The sequence below is a fragment of the Gluconobacter oxydans genome (genome assembly GCF_006539685.1).
Classification (GTDB): domain Bacteria; phylum Pseudomonadota; class Alphaproteobacteria; order Acetobacterales; family Acetobacteraceae; genus Gluconobacter; species Gluconobacter oxydans.
Genome location: NZ_BJNM01000010.1, coordinates 62,530 through 83,132, shown reverse-complemented (window position 1 = coordinate 83,132; position 20,603 = coordinate 62,530). Strand labels below are relative to the sequence as shown.

The 20,603-nt window shown below is 60.8% G+C and carries 21 protein-coding genes and 1 tRNA gene; 9 read left to right on the top strand and 13 right to left on the bottom strand.

The genetic code is table 11. The features are described from left to right. Positions 1–513, bottom strand: a complete 513-nt coding sequence (gene def / locus GOX01_RS06275; RefSeq protein ID WP_011251721.1) for a peptide deformylase — start codon at positions 511–513, stop codon at positions 1–3. Positions 514–701: 188 nt separating this feature from the next. Between def and rpsU the strand changes: the two genes are divergently transcribed. Beyond that, positions 702–905, top strand: a complete 204-nt coding sequence (rpsU, locus tag GOX01_RS06270; RefSeq protein ID WP_011251722.1) for a 30S ribosomal protein S21 — start codon at positions 702–704, stop codon at positions 903–905. Between the two features lie 120 nt (positions 906–1,025). On the opposite strand, the gene GOX01_RS06265 is transcribed toward rpsU, so the two are convergent. From GOX01_RS06265 to GOX01_RS06240, 6 genes are read right to left on the bottom strand one after another with little or no spacing between them, the layout of a single operon-like run. Beyond that, positions 1,026–3,143, bottom strand: coding sequence for a prolyl oligopeptidase family serine peptidase (locus GOX01_RS06265; RefSeq protein WP_011251723.1), 2,118 nt, complete (start codon positions 3,141–3,143; stop codon positions 1,026–1,028). Between the two features lie 52 nt (positions 3,144–3,195). Next, positions 3,196–4,062: a flagellar motor stator protein MotA gene (motA, locus tag GOX01_RS06260; RefSeq protein WP_011251724.1), complete on the bottom strand. Its 867-nt coding sequence runs from the start codon at positions 4,060–4,062 to the stop codon at positions 3,196–3,198. Between the two features lie 26 nt (positions 4,063–4,088). Further along, complete coding sequence (locus tag GOX01_RS06255; RefSeq protein ID WP_011251725.1) at positions 4,089–5,024, bottom strand: flagellar motor protein MotB; 936 nt, start codon at positions 5,022–5,024, stop codon at positions 4,089–4,091. Positions 5,025–5,074: 50 nt separating this feature from the next. Beyond that, positions 5,075–6,475, bottom strand: coding sequence for an ArnT family glycosyltransferase (locus GOX01_RS06250; RefSeq protein ID WP_024717282.1), 1,401 nt, complete (start codon positions 6,473–6,475; stop codon positions 5,075–5,077). 4 nt (positions 6,476–6,479) lie between these two features. Then, entirely contained in the window at positions 6,480–7,586 is a 1,107-nt protein-coding gene (locus GOX01_RS06245; protein WP_062269746.1) for a glycosyltransferase, read from the bottom strand. 11 nt (positions 7,587–7,597) lie between these two features. Next, a complete protein-coding gene (locus GOX01_RS06240) occupies positions 7,598–8,080 on the bottom strand; it encodes an Lrp/AsnC family transcriptional regulator (protein WP_062269744.1) in 483 nt (160 codons plus the stop codon). A 98-nt stretch (positions 8,081–8,178) separates the two neighbouring features. Between GOX01_RS06240 and trxB the strand changes: the two genes are divergently transcribed. Beyond that, the gene (trxB, locus tag GOX01_RS06235; protein ID WP_011251729.1) at positions 8,179–9,153 is read left to right on the top strand and encodes a thioredoxin-disulfide reductase; all 975 of its coding nucleotides are present in this window, start codon (positions 8,179–8,181) and stop codon (positions 9,151–9,153) included. 118 nt (positions 9,154–9,271) lie between these two features. After that, positions 9,272–10,171, top strand: a complete 900-nt coding sequence (locus tag GOX01_RS06230; protein WP_024717280.1) for a LysR family transcriptional regulator — start codon at positions 9,272–9,274, stop codon at positions 10,169–10,171. Between the two features lie 455 nt (positions 10,172–10,626). On the opposite strand, the gene GOX01_RS06220 is transcribed toward GOX01_RS06230, so the two are convergent. The 3 genes from GOX01_RS06220 to GOX01_RS06210 form a co-directional block, all read right to left on the bottom strand. Next, complete coding sequence (locus GOX01_RS06220) at positions 10,627–10,932, bottom strand: integration host factor subunit beta (RefSeq protein WP_062269742.1); 306 nt, start codon at positions 10,930–10,932, stop codon at positions 10,627–10,629. A 40-nt stretch (positions 10,933–10,972) separates the two neighbouring features. Next, positions 10,973–11,809, bottom strand: coding sequence for a signal peptide peptidase SppA (sppA, locus tag GOX01_RS06215; RefSeq protein WP_174787472.1), 837 nt, complete (start codon positions 11,807–11,809; stop codon positions 10,973–10,975). Positions 11,810–12,007: 198 nt separating this feature from the next. Further along, positions 12,008–12,475, bottom strand: a complete 468-nt coding sequence (locus tag GOX01_RS06210) for a MucR family transcriptional regulator (protein ID WP_011251733.1) — start codon at positions 12,473–12,475, stop codon at positions 12,008–12,010. 544 nt (positions 12,476–13,019) lie between these two features. On the opposite strand from GOX01_RS06210, the gene GOX01_RS06205 reads away from it, so the two are divergent. Both GOX01_RS06205 and GOX01_RS06200 read left to right on the top strand, forming a co-directional pair. Beyond that, positions 13,020–13,937 carry a UdgX family uracil-DNA binding protein gene (locus tag GOX01_RS06205; RefSeq protein ID WP_231139137.1) on the top strand — a complete coding sequence of 306 codons (918 nt, stop codon included), beginning with the start codon at positions 13,020–13,022 and terminating at the stop codon, positions 13,935–13,937. Positions 13,938–13,964: 27 nt separating this feature from the next. Further along, positions 13,965–16,208: an FUSC family protein gene (locus GOX01_RS06200; RefSeq protein ID WP_062269739.1), complete on the top strand. Its 2,244-nt coding sequence runs from the start codon at positions 13,965–13,967 to the stop codon at positions 16,206–16,208. Between the two features lie 25 nt (positions 16,209–16,233). Here the strand turns inward: GOX01_RS06200 and GOX01_RS06195 are convergent. Further along, positions 16,234–16,323 (bottom strand) — tRNA-Ser (locus GOX01_RS06195). A gap of 290 nt (positions 16,324–16,613) precedes the next feature. Here GOX01_RS06195 and rplU point away from each other — a divergent pair. From rplU to proB, 4 genes are all read left to right on the top strand, one after another. Next, entirely contained in the window at positions 16,614–16,928 is a 315-nt protein-coding gene (gene rplU, locus GOX01_RS06190) for a 50S ribosomal protein L21 (RefSeq protein WP_011251736.1), read from the top strand. A 33-nt stretch (positions 16,929–16,961) separates the two neighbouring features. Further along, complete coding sequence (gene rpmA / locus GOX01_RS06185; RefSeq protein WP_008851550.1) at positions 16,962–17,228, top strand: 50S ribosomal protein L27; 267 nt, start codon at positions 16,962–16,964, stop codon at positions 17,226–17,228. A 100-nt stretch (positions 17,229–17,328) separates the two neighbouring features. Then, the gene (gene obgE, locus GOX01_RS06180; RefSeq protein ID WP_011251737.1) at positions 17,329–18,339 is read left to right on the top strand and encodes a GTPase ObgE; all 1,011 of its coding nucleotides are present in this window, start codon (positions 17,329–17,331) and stop codon (positions 18,337–18,339) included. Next, positions 18,336–19,472: a glutamate 5-kinase gene (proB, locus tag GOX01_RS06175; RefSeq protein WP_062269737.1), complete on the top strand. Its 1,137-nt coding sequence runs from the start codon at positions 18,336–18,338 to the stop codon at positions 19,470–19,472. The genes obgE and proB overlap by 4 nt, the downstream gene beginning before the upstream one ends. Before the next feature lie 24 nt (positions 19,473–19,496). On the opposite strand, the gene GOX01_RS06170 is transcribed toward proB, so the two are convergent. After that, positions 19,497–20,093, bottom strand: coding sequence for a hypothetical protein (locus tag GOX01_RS06170; protein ID WP_062269735.1), 597 nt, complete (start codon positions 20,091–20,093; stop codon positions 19,497–19,499). A 69-nt stretch (positions 20,094–20,162) separates the two neighbouring features. Then, positions 20,163–20,429, bottom strand: a complete 267-nt coding sequence (locus GOX01_RS06165; protein ID WP_011251740.1) for a DUF2312 domain-containing protein — start codon at positions 20,427–20,429, stop codon at positions 20,163–20,165. Positions 20,430–20,603: the final 174 nt, after the last annotated feature.

Below are 20,603 nucleotides of genomic sequence, written 5' to 3'. Positions count from 1 at the left end.
TCACCGGAGAATTTCTTCCACATATCCGAATCGCGCGAAATCGGTAATGCGCTGCGGATAGAGAATGCCGTTCAGGTGATCGTTCTCGTGTTGCAGGACATTGGCGTGAAAACCTGTCGCCTCGCCTTCGAGCACCGCACCATTCTCATCCAGCCCTGAATACCGGACCTTCGCATGGCGCGGCACATCGGCCCGCAGACCCGGAATCGACAGGCAGCCCTCGCTGCAGACCATCATCTCATCACCGACAGGCGTGATTTCGGGGTTGATGAGAACGCGGGGCAGCAATGCCTCTTCGGGATTCGCCACGCGGTTCGTGGGAACGTGATAGACGAAAATCCGCAGGGGCTGATGAACCTGCGGCGCGGCCAGTCCCGCACCCCGGGCATCGGCCATCGTTTCCAGCATATCTGCGATGAGCGACTGGATTTCCGGGGCTTTCGGGTCGGAAACGGCCTGTGCTACCTGATGCAGGACGGGGTTGCCCATGCGGGCAATCTTGAGCAGGGGCATGAAAACGTCTGTCCTTCAAACGGGAGTGGCATCCGGGTGTCCCAGAGTGCGCGTTGGGAATAATCCATTCAAGCGTTCCTGAATGAATTGCGTTCCCCGCGAAAGATGTGTTAAGGGCACCATCCTTAGTTGGAATGCCATATCACGGGTGGCGCTGAAGAGCGGGCCCATAAGGAGTTGACGGCACCGTGCAGGTTCTCGTTCGTGACAACAATGTTGACCAGGCGCTTAAGGCGCTCAAGAAGAAGATGCAGCGCGAAGGCGTGTTTCGTGAGATGAAGCTGCGTCGCCACTTCGAAAAGCCCTCCGAGAAGCGCGCCCGCGAAGCAGCCGAAGCTGTTCGTCGCGCCCGCAAGATGGAGCGTAAGCGTCTGGAGCGTGAAGGCTTCTGAGCCTTCCCGTCCTCCGAACGGAAAAAGAGCCGCATCCTTAGGGACAGCGGCTTTTTTTGTGCCTGAAATCCGGCCCTCTCCCCTGCCCGTCACATTGAACGGACAGGGGCGTGACGTGATTTATGGCGCGTCCATCAGCTTGTGGCTGAGATAGATCGCTTCCAGAGCCCGCTCATGCGCGATCTCAGCAGCATTGACCGTACCCGCATGGCCACCTTCCACATCTTCATAATACAGGAAAGGCAGCTTCAGGCTTTCCAGCCGGGCCGCAAACCGGCGCGCATGGATCGGACCAACCCGGTCATCCCGCGTTGACGTGAAGATGAACGGCTCAGGATAGGACACACCGGCCTTCAGATTCTGCAGGGGCGACATCTTTTCCCAGAAGGCGCGCGGCCCCGGCTCGGAAATGCTGCCATATTCCGCAGCCCAGGATGCACCAGCCGCCATCTGCTCGTAATTCATCATGTCCAGCAGCGGGACACCAATGATCGCCGCATTCCACAGGTCGGGATGCTGGGTGAACTCCACACCCGCCAGCAAGCCACCATTGGACCGCCCCCGCAGCCCCAGATGCTTCGGGGACGTGATATGCTTGGCGATCAGATCGCGGGCCACAGCCGCAAAGTCGTCATAAGCTTTCTGCCGTCCTTCCCGCCGTGCAACATCATGCCAGGCCGGGCCGAATTCTCCGCCACCACGGATATTGGCCATGACGTAAACGCCACCACGGTCAAACCACGTGATCCCCAGATCCGGATGATAGACGGGCAGATACGAAAGCCCGAACCCGCCATAAGCCGTCATCAGGGTCGGACGGGCGCCATCCTTCTGCCAATCCCTGGCATGAACGATGAAATAGGGAATGGCCGTGCCATCCGTGCTGGTCGCCGACATCTGCTCCACGACCAGACCGGACGTATCGAACAGGTCCGGCTGACGATACAGCGGCTGCGCGGTCTGTGACGTCGTATTCAGGCTCCACAGCTGCGGCGGCTGAATGAACCCTTCAAGCTGAAGATAGGCCTGCGCAAGCTTCGGATCTGACGAGACGATTTCCGCCGCCATATTCTTGGGCAGCGCAATGGAACGCGCGGTCCATGCCCCACTCACCTCATGGCGGAAAAGCTTCAGGACAGGCTGGACGTTGTCATACACCACAACCACCAGACCATCCCTGGTCACCGCCACAGCGTCCCCCATACCATCCCCGATGGTCTGACGGGACGTCGGCGACAGGATCAGCCGGGGTTCAGACGGCTTTGCCGGATCCAGGGCAACAATGCTGTCCGCACGGAACGTCCGTCCGGGCAGGACCCAGTCCTGAAGCAGATGCAGGACCAGCTGACCATCCAGATAGGAGAGGCTGTCGTATTTCTCCGGAAGGGGCAGCCGACTCAGCTGATGGGTGACAGGATTGAAAAGACTGACTTCCGTGTGAAAGAAATCCCGGTGACGGCTGACAAGAAAAAGCTGCCGCCCTTTCTCATCACGCAGCCTCTCGGGCGAGACATCCATGTCCGTGGTCTGCCCACGGTAGATTTCGACCGCCTGAGCCAATGACTGCCCCCGCCGCAGCAGCCGGACCAAATAGGGATAACCTGACTTGGTCAGCCCCGCATCGCCCGCTCCCCAATCCCGCGAAACCAGAAGCGTATCGGCATCCACCCAGGTAACAGTCTGTTTTCCGGACGGCAGAGCGAAACCGTCTTTTACGAAACTGTCTGTCTGCGTGTCGTATTCCCGGACCACATGCGCATCTTCCCCTGCCTGGGACAGGGACATGAGGCAAAAGCGATCCTGCGGCGCAAGACACTCAAGACCCTCCATGACCCAGTTGGCATGTTCGGTGCGGGCCAGAGCATCGAGATCGAAGCGCGTTTTCCATTCCGGATGACCGGAATTGAAGGACGCGACCGAAGCGCTACGCCAGATCCCGCGGACATGAACATCGTCCTGCCAGAAGTTCCAGATTTCCCCGCCCTGCTGCGTGGGAACGGCAAGACGGACCGGAGACTGCTGGGCCGTCAGGATTTTCTGATACAGGGGTTTGTAGCGGGGATCAGATGTGAGGACCGCCTCTGTATGGGCATTCTGTGCCCTCACCCAGTCCAGCGCCTTCGCCCCGTCCGTCTGGCTCAGTTCGGCAGGAGACGGGAGAGAGGGCGAACCTGCATAGGCTGCCAGAGGCAGGATGGAGAGAGACAGGCACAGTGCTCTCGCAAGAACAGGAAACATGGAAAGCCTTTACGATACCAACAATATCGACATCGTAAAGACATCCGGCCGATCAGGCCACAGCCGCTGCGCTGACCGCTTCCTCGACTTCCTGAAAGCTCGGCATCAGGTCTGAAGGGATGCTTTTGCGCCCGATCTCAACGCTGACCTGCGGCGCATTACCCTGAAGATGCGCAACGATGACGGAGCGAACAAGATCGAGATAGGACGACTCTTCCTCAACCACGCCCCCCAGCCGGCTCGCGATCGGAGCCACAATTCCATACGCCAGAAGAATACCCAGGAATGTGCCCACCAGCGCGCCCGCAATCATTTCACCAAGCACGATCGGCGGCTTGCTGATAGACGCCATGGTCTTGATGACGCCCAGAACTGCCGCGACAATGCCCAGAGCAGGCAACGCATCGGAAACGGACTGAAGCGCATGGGGGAGATGCATTTCCTCGCGCATGTTCTTCTTGAGTTCGTTCCCCATCACTTCATCCATCTGGTACGGATCAGTGGCATTCATGCCCGCCATGCGCAGATAGTCGCAGATGAACGAACAGACATGGGGATTATCCCGGATTTTCGGAAAGGCACCGAAAACCGTACTGCCCTGCGGATCCTCGATATGAGATTCCAGCGCCATGAACCCCTTGGAGGATGCCAGTTTCGCAATATGGAACAGCAGGCTCAGAAGGTCGACGTAATCTGCCCGGCCGTACTGGGAACCTTTCATAGCCTTCTTGATTCCAGCGGGAAGATGTTTGACGGCGCCGAGGGAGTTGGCCATCAGGAAGGTTCCAACCGCCGCTCCCAGAATGGTCAGAAGCTCGAACGGCATTGACGAAACGAGCGGGCCGATAGCCCCGCCCGATGCGACGAACGATCCGAAAACACAGCCCAGAACAACGACCAGACCGATAATGATGAACATCCGAAAATTTCCTGACTGACTTGAATTTATTGAGAAATATCGGGCGACAGCACCAGGACGATGCGACGGTTCCGGGGATTGAGAGGCTGGGTGGGGTCAAAAAGATTGCGGTCGGCATATCCGCTGACGGATTTCAGCCGCCGGTCCGGAAAACCGCTCTGGACAACGAGATCCCGCACGGCCACCGCACGCGCGCTCGACAGGCTCCAGTTGCTCAACTGCCCGGGGCGATAGGGAGCGGCATCGGTGTATCCGGCGATGGAAAGCTTGCCGTGAAGCTTCTCAAGATACGGCACAATGGCCTTGATCAGCTGGACGGCATGAGGATTGGGCGAGGACTGCCCCATGGCAAACATCGGCTGGTGATCGGAATCCGCGATCTGGACATGCAACCCGTCATCACCAACCGTGACCGAGACCTGGGAACGGACATCCGCCAGTTCGGGCGTATTGCTGATGAGCGCCTGGATCTTCTGGGCGGCCTCAGCCCTGGCCTCCTGCTCGGCCTTCTGGGCAGAAGGCGTAACGGGGGGCTCGCCGGGCTGGATCTGGCTGTCATGCAGAACGACGATCTGCGCCGTATGCACGCTCGGCGCGGTCTGGTCCTTCCCCTGCTGGGACCCTGCTGCTCCCTGGGGCGCCTTGCCGTACTGGTCTTTTCCCGGCTTCAGGGCAACCGGCTTCGTCTCCAGAGAGACCGGCTCCGGGGCCGCGGGCAGGACATTGTCCACCGGCGGCGGCATATCCTTCCAGACCGCCATCGGATTAAAGAAATTGGCGATACCCTTGCGCTGATCTTCCGTCGTGGCATTGATGAGCCACATGACAAGGAAGAACGCCATCATGGCCGTTACGAAATCGGCATAGGCAATCTTCCACGCCCCGCCATGATGACCGCCTTCGACCACATCAAAACGTTTGATGATGATCTTTCGAGCTTCTTTGCCGTTCTGGTTGGACATCCCGCCTCCTGAATGTGTCCAGTATGGCGGGCAAGGTCTTAAGGAGAGGTTTAAGAACGCTTGGGAAGCTGCACACCGATCGTGAAACCTGGCGGGCTTACAGTGTAGCAGCGGATGGGTTGGGCGCGGACTTCCCGGCACAGTGTTGCGGATTTTTCGGGAACCGTGCCGTGCCGCTGCTCCTCGACCATGACGGCTTTTGCGCTTCCCGCTGCGGGAAGGCGGAAAAGGTGCCAGCGTGGATCCGTGCCGATTACGGGCAGGATGTTCTGCGTGAAGGCCAGTCTTGAGGCGAGGGCGTAATCCTCGGCGGCGAGCGCGGTTGCGCCTTCGCCTCTGGCCTTCAGGGCAAGCTGGCGGGAAAATGTTTCCCAGCCGCCGGTCAGGCGCAGCACCGGATCACGATGCGGCACAAGGTGCAGCGGCGAAAAAACGGCCTGAATGCAGACAATGAGGGTCAGGGCCAGCCCGCTGATGACGGGCCAGCGGATGCGCCAGCCTGTTTCAAGAGCAGCCAGGGCAAAGACCGGATAGATCACGGCTGGCCAGTTTGGCTGGACCCGGTCACCGAAGACATGCGTGACGAACACGGTCATTGGAACAAGAGCCAGCCAGGCCAGAAGGCGGTTGCGCCTGAGACACGCCCAGAGCCCGACCGCGAACAGAACGAAAATAAGCGGCGTGGCGAGACCGATCTGCCCTCCGATCAGCTCGCCCATGAACTGGACGGCACGGGCCGGATGCCAGTCTCCTGCCCTGCTGCCCTGTCTGAGGAAGCTGGCCCAGTGGTGATGCGCATTCCACAGGATGACGGGCGACATCGCCACGAACAGGGCCGGAATGGCCAGCCAGGGACCAGGCTGACGGCGCAGGCGTCCCGTCGTGAGGACAGCGCCTCCCAGTCCGGCACCGATCAGGACGGCGGTATATTTTGAATCGAAAGCCAGCCCCAGAAGAACAGCCGAACCGATCCACCACGGAAGAGCGGCGCGCGGTTTGAGCTCCGGATCGACAGCGCGGCTGAGCGTGTAGAGAAACAGCGTGATGAAGAACAGCAGCGGGGTGTCTGGCGTCATGGTCGCAGCGCCCAGACCCAGCATGAGCGTAGCATTGAGCAGCAGCGCTGCCTTAAGGCCGGAGGCCGGCCATGGGCAGGACGGCAGCAGACGACGGGCAGCGTGATAAAGCGCCCAGCTCCCGGGCAGAACGGAGAGCGGCCCCAGCAGACGGACACCAAGCGGTGTCTCCCCGGCGATCCATGTCCCGACACGGATCCAGAGGGCAACCATGAAGGGATGATCCAGATAGCCCGGCTGAAGATTGCGGGACCAGACCCAGTAATAGGCCTCGTCGGGCGTCAGCGGGACATTGGCCGCCAGACACAGCCGGATGATAGTCAGGACGGCAAGAAGCGCCCAGAACAGCCGGATTTGGCGAGGCGTATCACTCAAGGGATCAGCGCCAGACGAGCGTGGAGGAGACCGCGTAGTTCCAGACAACGCCGACGACGGCTCCGGCAGCGGAGGAACGGTCCCAGTGGCCATGGCCGGCGCTGTCCAGCATCATGCGGGCAATACCGATATTGGCGATCGCACCCAGCGAGCAGACGGCAATGAAAATGACCAGCCCGCGCCAGAGCTTCACCCCTTTCAGACGACGGTCATGATAGGTGAAGCGGTTGTTGAGCATGAAGTTCGTCAGGATGGCGACGGCGGTTCCGGCCAGCTGGGCCCAGGAAAAGCCCAGACCGCAGGCCCCTGCCAGATTCAGAACGGCCACATTGACGGCCACGCCAATCAGCCCGACCAGCGCAAAAGCCATGAAGCGCGTCGGCAGCCAGCCGCGGGTCAGCTTGTCGAGCAGCATGGTCGCAAACTGGATCAGGACCACGATATCGAGCTTGCTCTCACCGGCCAGTCGCGGACGAAAAACGAAGGGCACCTCGACGATGCGCACTGTCCGGGGCGCGGACATCACCAGATCAAGCAGGATCTTGAAGCCGGTGCCCGACAGTCGGGGCAGCAGGGTATCAAAGAGATCCCGGCGCATGGCGAAAAAGCCGCTCATCGGATCACTGAGCGGGTGCGGCATGATGGCCTGCGCGGCCCGGATGCCCGCATCCGAAAGCATGTGCCGCCAGTGTCCTGCCAGTCCGGCGCTGTCTCCGCCTTCGACATGTCGACTCGCCACGACGATATCCGCGCCGGACTGCAGTTCGGCCAGCATGGTGCACAGGACGGATTCATCATGCTGCAGATCGCCGTCCATGACCGCGACCCAGGGGGCACTTGATGAGAGAATTCCCTCGATCACGGCAGATGACAGGCCACGGCGCCCGACCCGGCACAGCACCCGGACCCGCGGGTCCAGACGGGCAATGCGGGAAACCTCGGCCGCCGTGCCATCCGGCGAGCTGTCATCGACGAAGATGACTTCCCATTTCCGGCCTTCGAGGGCGCTGTCCAGTGCGGCGACCATGGGCGCCACATTGGCGACCTCGTTGTAACACGGGACGATGACGCTCAGTTCGGCCGGAAGAGGCAGCAGCCGCGAGGCGGTCATGGGGTCAGCCGTCAGATCGGCACGCCGGCGAGATCACGGCTTGTATGGATGGTCTGGAGGGTCTGGACGCGGACGACATGCGGGCTGTCGGTCAGCAGGCGCGTCAGGGCGTTCTGGTGGGCGGCGTCGCGGGCGACAAGGCGCACGAGAAAATCACCGCCGCCACGGATCATGTGACATTCCCGCGTTTCGGGCCAGGCGCCGACCTGCGCCTCAAAGGCTTCCAGCACGCTGCCTTTCTGGCTCTCGAGGCCGATCAGGGCATAGAAATTCAGGGACCAGCCCAGCAGGGCCGCATCCACTTCCGCGTGGTAGCCCTTGATGATCCCCAGTTCCTCGAGCCGCCGGACACGTCGCAGGCAGGGCGGCGCGGAAATGCCGGTCCGACGGGCGAGTTCCACGTTGGTCATGCGTCCATCGGCCTGGAGTTCGGCAATGATCTGCCGGTCGATGGCGTCCAGTTCAATCGGTGCGGGGCGTGGCGGTACGTTCATTTCACTCTGACGTATATGGCAGGTGACATGATCCGCAAAGATGGCAGATGCGTCGGAAGTCTTTATATGGGGGACCAGATACCCATTGAGGACCCATCATGCCTGAAATCCATCATACGGATCTGCTGGTCGTTGGCGCCGGCCCTGCTGGTTACACCGCTGCGATCTACGCGGCCCGCGCGAGCCTCAAGCCGATTCTCGTCACCGGGATGCAGCCCGGCGGCCAGCTCACCATCACGACGGATGTTGAAAACTATCCCGGCTTTGCGACTCCTGTGCAGGGTCCCTGGCTGATGGAGCAGATGCGCGCGCAGGCCGAGCACGTCGGGACGCAGCTGGTTTATGACCTGATCGTACAGGCCGATCTGAAGAACGGTCCGGGGCCGGACGGATATTTCCGGCTGGTCGGAGACTCGGGAGACGAGTTCCGGGCACGCACGGTTGTGATCGCCACCGGGGCCCAGGCCAAATGGCTCGGTCTCGAATCGGAAAAGCGTCTTCAGCGCGGCGGTGTTTCGGCCTGTGCGACCTGTGACGGCTTTTTCTATCGCGGCAAGACGGTCGCCGTGATCGGCGGCGGCAATACGGCGGTCGAGGAAGCGCTGTACCTGACGCATCATGCGGACAAGGTGCACCTGATCCATCGCCGCGACAGCCTGCGGGCCGAGCGCATCCTGCAGGAGCGCCTGTTCTCCAACCCGAAGGTCGAAGTTCACTGGAACCAGGTCGTCGAGGAAATTCTGGGGACGGGTGAGCCGGAAGTCGTCTGCGGCGTGGCCCTGAAGGACACGCAGACGGGCGCTCTCTCCAGGCTGGACGTGGACGGTGTGTTCGTGGCCATCGGTCATACCCCCAATGCCGGTCCGTTCCGGCATGAAGTGGCCTGTGACAGCGATGGATATATCCTGACGGAAAGCGACGGCACGGGGACGTCCGTCAAAGGCGTGTTCGCAGCCGGTGACATCCAGGACCGGATTTTCCGGCAGGCCGTGACGGCAGCCGGAACGGGCTGCATGGCGGCGCTGGAGGCGGAACGATATCTTTCTGGCATACCTGCCATGACAAAAACTTGACCCTCGCCTGCGGTTCAGACAGTTTCGTCCATTCAACGACATATCTTGACGGATAACGCCGGGACGTATGGGCAAGAAGGACGAAGACCGTCGCATCGGCGAACGGGGAGAAAACCAGATGGACTGGGACAAGCTGCGGATTTTTCACGCCGTGGCGGAAGCCGGGTCCTTCACCCATGCCGGTGACCGGCTGGGGCTGAGTCAGTCGGCAGTATCGCGCCAGATTTCCGCGCTTGAAGATGTCCTGCGCGTGCCGCTGTTCCATCGGCATGCGCGTGGACTGATCCTGACGGAACAGGGCGATGTCCTGAACCGTACGGTGCGGGAAGTCTTCTCGAAACTGGCTCTCACCCAGGCTTTCCTGAGCGAAAGCAAGGAACGGGCGGCCGGCAAGATCAAGATTACCACGACGACCGGCTTTGGTCTGTCCTGGCTTTCTCCGCGTCTGAACCGGTTTCTGGAACTGCATCCCGATATCGAAGTCACGCTTCTGCTCGAGGATGCGGATCTGGATCTGGGAATGCGGGAGGCCGATGTTGCGATCAGGCTCCATCCGCCGACACAGCCGGATCTGGTCCAGCGTCATCTCGCGAACTTTCCCATGCCGATCTATGCCAGCGCCGAGTATCTTGAGCGCAACGGCACGCCGCATTCTCTGGAAGACCTCGCCAATCACCAGATCATCAGCTTTGCGGGCTGGCATCTGCCACTTCCCAACGTGAACTGGCTGCTGGATCTGCTGCGGCAGGAAGGCGTTGCCCGTCAGGGAAGCCGGCGACTGGCGATCAATAATATTTCCGCGGTTGCAAATGCCATTGCGGCCGGAACGGGGATCGGCTCCCTGCCCCTTTATGCCGCAACGGGCTATCCGGAGCTTGTCAGGATCCTGCCGAACCAGCAGGTCCCGCTGGTGGAGGCCTATTTCGTCTATCCGGAAGAACTGCGGACATCCAAGCGGATCGCAGTGTTCCGGGATTTCCTGCTTTCAGAAATCAGCAACCTCAAGGGACACGACTAGGGCAACCCCGGGAGACGGTTCCGTCTCCCTATCCCCGGCGTCCGTGCGCGTCGGGACAGGCATGAAGCCGGTTGCTGGAGCGGAAGACCGCTTCCCCGATCGGGGCAAAGCCACTTCCACGTCCGAGATGCCTGGCGCTGTTGGGCATCTGTTCCAGCACAATGACGCCGGATGCCATCCGGTAACAGATTCTCGCCTGCGCCGAGCGCGATCTGGCCGTGTGATGCAGCGATGTCCTAGCCGGAGATTTCAACACTCCGTGAGCCAGAGCGGCTGACGGAGCCAGAAGAGATCCTCCCGCCAGGCACAGGCTGACAGCCCAGGCAGACACAACCAGAAAATGCGGGACAGGTTTCATGGCCTTACAATACTGCAGAACCGGCCCTTCAAACCAGCCCCGGGCTTGACGCATGGCGTTCCTTGAACACGCCTGATGCAGCGCGGACACAGCCCGTTCAGTCACCGTTTTTGCGGGTAGACAGGCGCTGGTTGACGCGTTCCCTGAGTTCCTTGCCCACTTTGAAGAAGGGGACGCTTTTTTCCTCCACCGGCACGACATCGCCGGTCCGGGGATTGCGCCCCGTCCTGGCCGCCCGTTCGCGGGGAAGAAAGGCTCCGAAGCCCCGCAGTTCGACCCGGTCTCCCCGCGCAAGTGCCGCCCCGATCTCGTCAAAGACCGCGTGGACGATACGTTCGACATCGCGGGTAAGAAGATGTGGGTATGCGGCCGCCAGTTCGGCGATAAGTTCGGATCGGGTCATGACAGCTGTTCCACCTGACTCCGCCTTCTGAAACGGGCCATCAGAGTTGCAAAATCGCAACGGCTCCGTCAAGGCCTTCGCGATCGATCACACTTGAGAAAGTTCCACCCAGCAGGCCCTTCAGAAGCGCCTTTTTGCCGGGCCATTGATACCAGTACCGTGAGTGCTCGGGGATCAGTGGCACCACGGGATAAGAGGCATTGCCGATCTTCAGTTGTTTCCGGAGCCAGAGCCGGGCTGCATCTTCATCGCCAAGTTCGTCCACCAGGCCCAGGGCAATCGCCTGGCGGCCAGTGTAGGCCCGACCGTCCGCCAGAGAGCGGACCTTTTCCTCGCTCAGATGGCGCCCTTCGGCGACCATCGAAACAAACTGGCCGAACAGGTCATTCACAAGACCCTGAAGCATCTGGCGGCCTTCGGGCGTCAGGGCACTGGTGGGATCGGTCTGGTCTTTCATGGCACCGGACGTGATGGCATCCATGCCAATGCCCAGACGACCCAGCCCTACCGAGACATCGGGACGCTGGAAAAGAACGCCGATCGAACCGGTCAGCGTAGAGGGCAAGGCCACGATATGCTGGGCGGGCACGGACAGCATGTAAGCGGCAGAGGCGCCCATATCGCCCATGGAAACGGCGACGGGTTTGACGGCGGCAAAGCGCTTGACGGCTTCGTGCAGACGCTCCCCTCCCGTCACACCACCGCCGGGGCTGTCCACCACGAGCAGGAGGCCGGTCACATCCGACGCCTCGCGGGCCTGTTTCAGGGCACGTACAGTCTGGGAGACGTCATTTTTGATGATGCCGCTGATGGCCAGCCGGACGATATGCGGCCGGTGAATGGAATTCGCACTGACGGCACCGCCATGACCGGCCATCGAAATGACCACGGCGCCGAAAAATGCAACAAGAGCCCCGACCCGCCAGATCAGCAGTTGCCGGTGTTTGACCTGCCCCGCCAGAAAGGCATTCAGTTCAGCGTTAATGAAACCGCTCCCGTCCCTGTCGTCTCAAGAGAGCCGGCTGGCGATACGTCTCCCCTTTGGAAGAGTCCCACCAGCCTGCCCTGACGATACTCAGTCTTCCTTCTTGGTACGACGTCCGCGGGCACTATCTTTCTTGCCTTCGCCGGTTGCGGCACTGATCTTGCGTCCAAGACCGATCTCGCGCGCCAGGGCAGAACGGCGCTGGGCATAGTTGGGGGCGACCAGCGGATAGTCCGAGGGGAGACCCCACCGCTCACGATACTGTTCCGGCGTCATATCATAAGCGCTCTGAAGGTGGCGCTTGAGCATTTTCAGTTTCTTGCCGTCTTCGAGACAGATGATGTAGTCCGGAAAAACAGAGCGTTTGATGGGGACTGCCGGCTGCGGGCGCTCGGACTGGGGCTCTTCCTCGGGGACTCCGGCCTTGGCGAGGGCGTCGTATACCTGGCGGATCAGGGCGGGCAGTGCTTCTGCTTCAAGTGTTCCACGGGATGCCTGGGCAGCAACGATCTTGGCAGTAAGTTCCAGGAGACCTGTACTGGAAGTGTTTTCGGACATGATATTTCACCCCTCTGCTCTAATGTTTTTTCAGTTCCATAACGCCTGTAAAGGGTTAGGTAAATGCGGCATTTAAATATTTGACGCACACCTTTGCCGACTCAGGAATATCATCATATCAAAATAACCCGCAAACAAAAAAGCAAGCACCTTTTCCGGAGTATTCAGTCTTGCAGCTTACAACTGGGATGATGACATGAACCGCGAAACTGTTGTGCTCTCAACGACAAGTGATTTTTCCGGCTGGCGCGCCTGGTCACGAAAACTGCTTCACGAGAGAGTACCAGCCGAGTCTGTACGGTGGATCATAAAGACCCCGGCAGACCTTTACGCCCCTTCTGCCACGCGTGTTCTTCCTACCGCCCCTTCGACAACCAGCGTTCCCCGGTCTCTCGCGACTCTATTCCCTGCTATTTTCGTATCCGAGGCGCCCGAGCGGTTCCAGTTACTTTATATTACGCTTCAGACCCTGCGTGATGACCAGTCTGTTCCGGCTGAACTTGTAGAACAACTCACGAGACTCGCAATCGAGAGCCGGGAGCGTGTGCTTGACCTGCGTTGCCAGATGCCGGACGCCCGTAATCCTGAGTGGCAGGTAATCCGCACCTCCCATGCTTCCGCCCTCATCGACAGTCAGGCAGCCGCGCTTGCAGACCTGCGCCCCGCGCCCTGGGTCGTGATGGCTCCGGAGCGGACACTCTTCTGGAATGGTCAGGAGTACCGTTTCGGCCCGGGGCTGGAAGGCGATAGTGCCGACCCTGCCGAAGTCGTCGCGGCTGCACGCAATATTGCAACAGCCGGTGCCGGCAATGAATGGTGGGAGGGAATTGCTCCGGTCCGCCTGCATCCTGACGCCGCCGATATTGCCTCCTCTCCTTCCCTGGCCAGTCTTCGCGGAAAAGCGATCGACTGCCGGATGTGCGACCTCTGCGCGCCCGCAACACGGACCGTTTCGGGAGAAGGCAATCCGGAGGCCAGAATCATCTTTGTCGGCGAACAGCCGGGAGATCAGGAGGATCTTCAGGGACGGCCATTCGTGGGGCCGGCGGGGCAACTGTTCGATCGCGCCCTGAAAGAAGCAGGGGGAAACCGGGCGCAGGCGTGGATCACCAATGCCGTCAAACATTTCAAGTTTGTGCCAAGGGGAAACCGTCGTATTCACCAGAAGCCGGACGCGGCAGAAATAACCGCCTGTTCTCCATGGCTGGCAACAGAGCGCAAGGTTCTGGCTCCCAAAGTGACCGTGATGCTGGGCGTTACAGGTGCGAGCGCTGTTCTGGGGCGTCAGGTGACAGTGTCGCGTGAACGTTCAAGACCTATTCCGCTCGCGGATGGAAGTATCGGGCTGGTAACCGTACATCCGTCTTATCTGCTGCGCCTCCCCGATGAGGAGTCGAAGACACGCGAATATACAAAATTTGTAACCGATCTCAGAATGGCAATTTCCGCTCTCGCCGGATAATGCTGTTAGGGCTAAGAAACTCACGCAATGAGTGGCAGCACCATATCCTCGGGACAACCGACTCCGGATAATACGACCACACGGCCTGCACCTCTGCGGCCGCGCGCGCGTCCCTTTCTCTCGTGGCTGTACGCACCCAGCCCCTCCTCCGTCACCTTTGCCCTGCGCAACACCATTGCGGCCTGTCTGGCGGTCGGGATTGCGTTCTGGATGGAGCTGGACGATCCGGCCTGGGCTGCCATGACCGTCTGGGCTGTTGCACAGACCAGCCGTGGCGAAAGCCAGTCAAAAGCGAAATGGCGTATTGTCGGCACCATCAGTGGGGCTATCGCCGCCATCACCATCATGGCAGCCGCCCCACAGGCTCCATGGATGTTCTTTCCCATGATTGCCCTGTGGATCGGCCTGTGCAGCGGATTTGCGACATTCGTCAGTAACTTCCGCTCCTATGCCCTTGTTCTTGCAGGATATACCTGTTCGATCATCTGCATGGGCGCCGCGTCCAATCCGGACAATGTCTTCATGGTCGCGATGTCGCGCGGCACGTACATCGTGCTTGGCGTGCTGTGCGAAGCCTTCATGGGGCTCATTTTCGCGACGAGCCAGGAAAGACATGCCAGGGCACAGCTGCGGCAGAAGCTTGAATCCGCCCTGGTCCTCGTCACCACCACATTGTGCAGTCTTCTGGGTGAGGAGCGCGGTGCGCTGAATGCGGCACGACGGCAGTTCGGGACGATTCTGACGATCAATGACCAGATCGAGTTCGCTGAAGTCGAGATGGGACCTCACGGCCATGAAGGCGATCACGCACGTGCGGCGCTCGCAGCGGTTTCGGCCCTTCTGTCCCGCGGCTTCGGCATGGCCATGCGCCTTCAGGTGCTCAACCACAATCATCCGGCGTTCACGAAAACCGCTGACGAGATCCTCGCCTTCCTCAAGCAGTTCCCGCAGCGTCTGCCAGATCAGAATGCCGTTCCTGCCCTGCTTGCGGATCTTCAGCATTTTCGCGACATCTGCCGCCTTTATGCCGCCCCACATCGCGAAAGCGACGTCCGCTCGGACCTTGAACCCATTCCCGGCCTCGAACCCTTTGACCAGACCGATGAAGGTCAGGAAATGCAGGAAGACAGGCTGGATGAACGCATCCTGTTCGTTTCTCTGGGTGAGCTTCTGGGAGATCTGGAACAGGCCATCAAGGAATACGAGGCCAGTACGCATCGCATCAAAGGCGATCATTTCCATTTCCAGCTTGAAACCCATCGCGACACCCGTGAAGCGGTCCATAACGGTCTGCGCGGTGCCTGCGCTGTTCTGATCACGGCCTATATCTATGAAGTAACCGCCTGGCCGAACGGACCTGGCTTTATCGCCATTACGACGCTGGTCTGCGGCCTCTTCGCGACCAAGGAAAACCCGGTTCTTGGCACAACCGAGTTTCTCAAGGGAGCCGTCGCAGCCTGTATCGTGGCGTGGATCCTGGTTTTCGTACTCATGCCGAAAGTCACGACCTTCGAGACGCTGGCGCTTTTTCTGGGGCCGGCAATGTTTCTGGGCGGACTGGCGAAGGGCAATCCTGCGACAGCGGGTGGCTCAGCGGCTTACGGGCTTCTGCTTCCAGCCATGCTGGGGCTTGAGAACCATCACGTCATGAATGAAATCGCCTTTTACAATGGGAATATGGCGACTGTTCTGGCGGTGGCTGTCAGTGTCATCGTGTTCCGCAGTGTCCTGCCGTTCAGCAGCGATGCCGAGCGCTTCCGTCTGCGACGGATCATGCTCGGAGAACTGCAGCATCTGGCCCATCCGGGCTTCACGCCACGCATCAGCGTCTGGATCGGCCGCAATACAGATCGCTTTGCCCGGCTGATCCGTCATGCCGGTCCCACCCCGGCTCCGCTGATCGAAGCCTGTATTCTGGGCACGCTGGCAACATTGACGCTGGGCCTGAACGTCATCAGGCTCCGCGCCCTGCTGGACCGTGAATACCTGCCCGAAAGCGCGCGACGTCCGATCCTGCTGGTTCTGCATTATGTGGAACAATCCACGAAGCGGCATGACAAGGCGGCCCGTATTGCGGAAGCGGCGGTCAGGCGCCTGCGTGTTCTCGACGCCCAGGAAACGGATCTGGTGACGCGCCTCGAACTGACACGTGCCATCACCTATCTCGTCGTCATTGCCTACACGATGCGGACGAACGAGGACTTCCTCGATGCCAGCAAGCCTTTCCGGGGCGAGAGAAACAGCCGCCTGCTCAATTCCGGTCAGGGCTGATAGTTTTTAATGATTGAAAGTCGGATGGCGGAGAGGGTGGGATTCGAACCCACGGTACCCGCGAAGGCACAACGGTTTTCGAGACCGCCCCAATCGACCACTCTGGCACCTCTCCGTACGGCTCTGCTTTTGCGCTGAACCTGATCGACGGAGGGGCTTATGACGGGGTTTTTCGGACATTGCAAGAGGGCCAGAGGCTGTTCCTGAGAGAAAGATGCTCCGGGAAGGGTTTTTTCGCCGTTTCTGATTGACTGGAAGCCTTCATATCTGTATCGACCGCGGCTGTTCCGTGTTCCAATTCTGATTGGGCGACATGGAGCCAACGACAAAAAGCGACTGGGTCGCGCCAGATCGGGTCAACCCGGCAGAAGCGGCCACGAGATCGGAACAGAGAGAGTTTCCAGAATGTACGCAGTCATCCGCACCGGCGGCAAGCAGTATCGCGTTGCTCCCGAGAGCATCCTCAAGGTCGAGAAGCTCGAAGCTGAAGCCGGCAGCACCATCACCTTCACCGACGTCCTGATGGTTGGCGGCGAAGGCACCCTAACCGTTGGCGCACCGCTGGTCGCTGGCGCAACCGTGACGGCAACCGTGGTTGCTCAGGATCGTCTGCCGAAGGTGATCATCTTCAAGAAGCGTCGCCGTCAGAACAGCCGCCGCAAGAACGGCCACCGCCAGCCGGTGACCGTCCTGCGCATCAACGCGATCAACGCGGCCTGATCGGCCCGACACTCCAGGTAAGGATAAACAGCCATGGCACAAAAAAAGGCAGGCGGTTCGAGCCGTAACGGACGCGACAGTGCAGGTCGTCGTCTGGGCGTGAAGAAGTTCGGTGGCGAAAGCGTCATCGCAGGCAACATCATCGTCCGTCAGCGCGGCACGAAGATGAAGGCTGGCGCCAATGTCGGTATCGGCCGCGACCACACGCTGTTCGCTCTCGTGGACGGTCATGTGAAGTTCCAGCGCCGCGCAGAAGGCCGTGTCCACGTTTCCGTGGCACTGCCGGAAGCTGCTGAATAAGCAGCCCGCGTTTTCCAGCGCGAGCGGAAGGGGCCGGTCCTGTTCGGGACCGGCCTTTTTGCGTATAAAGCGCCCCTCACCTTTTCTTGCGGACAATACGATGAAGTTTCTCGACCAGGCCAAGATCTATGTACGTTCCGGTGACGGTGGGGACGGCGTGATCGCATTCCGGCGCGAGAAATACATTGAGTTCGGCGGGCCGGACGGCGGTGATGGCGGCCGTGGTGGCGATATCATTTTCCGCGCGGTTCCCGGCCTGAACACGCTGATCGATTTCCGCTACACGCAGCATTTCAAGGCCCGCAAGGGCGGCAACGGCGCAGGCTCCAACCGCACAGGTGCGGCTGCGGCCAATGTCACCATCAACGTGCCGGTCGGCACGCAGATCTTTGACGAAGACCGCGAGACCCTGCTGGCCGATCTGGATGCCGAGGGCAAGGAAGTCCTGCTGTGCCGCGGTGGCGATGGCGGCCTTGGCAACACCCATTTCAAGAGCAGCACCAACCGTGCGCCACGCCGGGCCGACAAGGGCTGGCCGGGCGAAGAGCGCTGGGTGTGGCTGCGTCTGAAGCTGATCGCCGATATCGGCCTCGTGGGTCTGCCCAATGCAGGCAAGTCCACCCTGCTCTCCGTCGCGTCCCGGGCCCGTCCCAAGATTGCCGATTATCCGTTCACGACCCTGCATCCGCAGCTTGGCGTGGTGCGGCTGAACAATACGGAAGAGTTCGTGATCGCCGATATTCCCGGCCTGATCGAAGGGGCCAGCGAAGGCGCTGGTCTTGGAGACCGCTTCCTTGGACATGTGGAGCGTTGCGCAACACTGCTGCATCTGATCGACGGCACAGAAAGCCAGATCGTCAAGCACTGGCGCCTGATCCGCAAGGAGCTTGAGGCCTATGATCCCGAGCTTGCGGCCAAGCCGGAAATCATCGTTCTGAACAAGTGCGATTCCCTCACCCCCACCCAGCGTTCTGCCAAGAAGCGGGCTCTGGCAAAGGCTTCTGGCGCGGAAGTGATGATGCTCTCGGGCGCGACGCAGGAAGGCCTGCCCGAACTGCTCCGGCTGCTTCAGGATCGCGTGACCGCTGCCAAAAGGGACCGTCAGGGATGACCGCTCCGGCTTCTGCTCCTCGTCTGGCGCAGGCCCGCCGGATCGTCATCAAGATCGGAAGTGCGCTTCTGGTCGATTCCGCGAATGCAAGCCTTCGTCTTGAATGGCTGCAGAGCGTCTGTGCGGATATTGCTGACCTGCGTTCCCGGGGCGCGGAAGTCATCGTCGTGTCCTCGGGCGCGATTTCCCTGGCGCGACATCGCCTCGGCCTGACATCCCGCCGCCTTCGGCTGGACGAAAAACAGGCCATGGCCAGTGTCGGCCAGATCGGACTGGCGCAAGGCTGGAGCGCAGCCCTCGCCGGCCATGATCTGGTCGCGGCCCAGCTTCTTCTGACCCCGGACGATACGGAAAACCGTGAGCGCCACCTCAACGCGCGCGCCACGCTCCAGACCCTGCTCGATCTGGGCTGCGTTCCCGTCATCAACGAAAACGATGCCATCGCGACCGGCGAGATCCGCTTCGGCGACAATGACCGCCTGGGCGCGCGTGTGGCCCAGATGACCGGGGCCGACTGTCTGGTCCTGCTGTCCGACATCGACGGGCTCTATACAGCGGACCCGCGACAGGATCCGTCCGCGCGGCATATTCCTGTTGTCGAACAGATGACGGACGAGATCATGGCGATGGGAGGCGAGCCGCCGCCGGGTTATTCGTCTGGCGGAATGCGCACGAAGCTCCTCGCGGCCCGGATTGCGACGCGCGCGGGTGCAAACATGGTGATCGCGGCCGGACAGGAGCATCATCCGCTCCGCAGACTGCAGAATGGCGGGCTGTGCACATGGTTCATGGCGCAGACCGATGCCGGCTCAGCCCGCAAGCGCTGGATCGGTGGCAGCCTTCAGCCCAAGGGGACACTTACGATCGATGCCGGCGCCCGTCGTGCTCTTGAAGAGAGCGCATCCCTTCTGCCAGCAGGCGTGACCGGCCTTGAGGGCAGTTTTGGGCGCGGCGACCTGGTACTCATCCGTGATGCTTACGGCAGCATTATCGGGCGCGGTCTGATCGCCTATGATTCCGAGGAGAGCCAGAAGCTGATTGGCCATCGCTCCGGCGAGATGGAACAGCTTCTGGGATATCGCGGACGTGATGCCCTGATCCATCGGGATGATCTGGCGCTCGATCTTCCCTGACGGGTCGGCCCTGCGCGCCGCTGGCTAGTCTCTGGGCGGCCAGCGGAGCTTGGGTTCGGAGCGAGGCCGGTAGGCGTCTTCTTCGACGACCGGTCTGTTGCCCTGCTTCCTGTCCATGCTGCGACCAAGGGGCTGTCGTCCCGTCGTCGAGACATCCTTTTCCCAGGGCGCCCGGGCCCAGGCGCGTTCGGTGACGTCGGACATCTCCTCCCGCAGGGCGGATTGGGAGGACTGACCGCGACGCGGCAGGGTTTCAGGATCCCCTGCTCCCGGACCATCTTCATAGGACGGCAGATCGGAACGCAGGCTTCGCGCCGGCATGAGATAATCCTCATCCGGCAGGCTCGGAGCTGAATGAGCCGCACGCGGTTCAACAGCCGCAACGGTCTGTCTGTCGGGTCCGGCAGGCACACTGTCAGGCCGTGTCGAAACGGCCAGCCGCATGTTGAGCGCCCGCAGTTCCGCCCGCAGTTCCGCGATCTGGAACTCCAGTTCCTGCAACCGCGGCTTGGTGCCGAAAACGGCGAAGGGCATGCAGAGCAGCGCCAGCGCAAACAGGGCGGCCACCACGGCCAGGCACCCGAAGGCCCAGCCCGGCAGCCATGAAAAATCAGACATCATAAGGAGGCCTGGTCCAGTCTGAAGATGGCGCGTTCGGGTATCCGGAGGCGGGAATTACATGCCCCGCAATTACATACCGAGGGCACGGCGATAGATATCGAGCAGGGTCTCCTGCTCCTCGATCTCGGCCGGCTCCTGCTTGCGCAGACGGATGATCTGCTTGATGACTTTTACGTCAAATCCGGCGGACTTGGCTTCGGAAAAAATATCCTTGATGTCCCCGGCCAGAGCCTTGCGCTCCTCTTCCAGACGCTCGACGCGCTCGATGATGGAGCGCAGACGGTCCGCAGCGATCCCGCCTGTGGCAGCGCCTTCGCTTTTGCTTTCTGCATCCATGTCCGGTTTCCTTCCTGAGGCGTAAGTCTTGGCTGTATTTTCCGGCGCTGCACGAACACAGCATCCGCCGCGCGGCTTATCGTGATGAGGGCCAGACGGTCAACGGAATTATGTGCACGTTTCATGAACGCGTGAAGATGACGAAGCTTTTCTCCCGAGGTCGTGCAGGGCCCG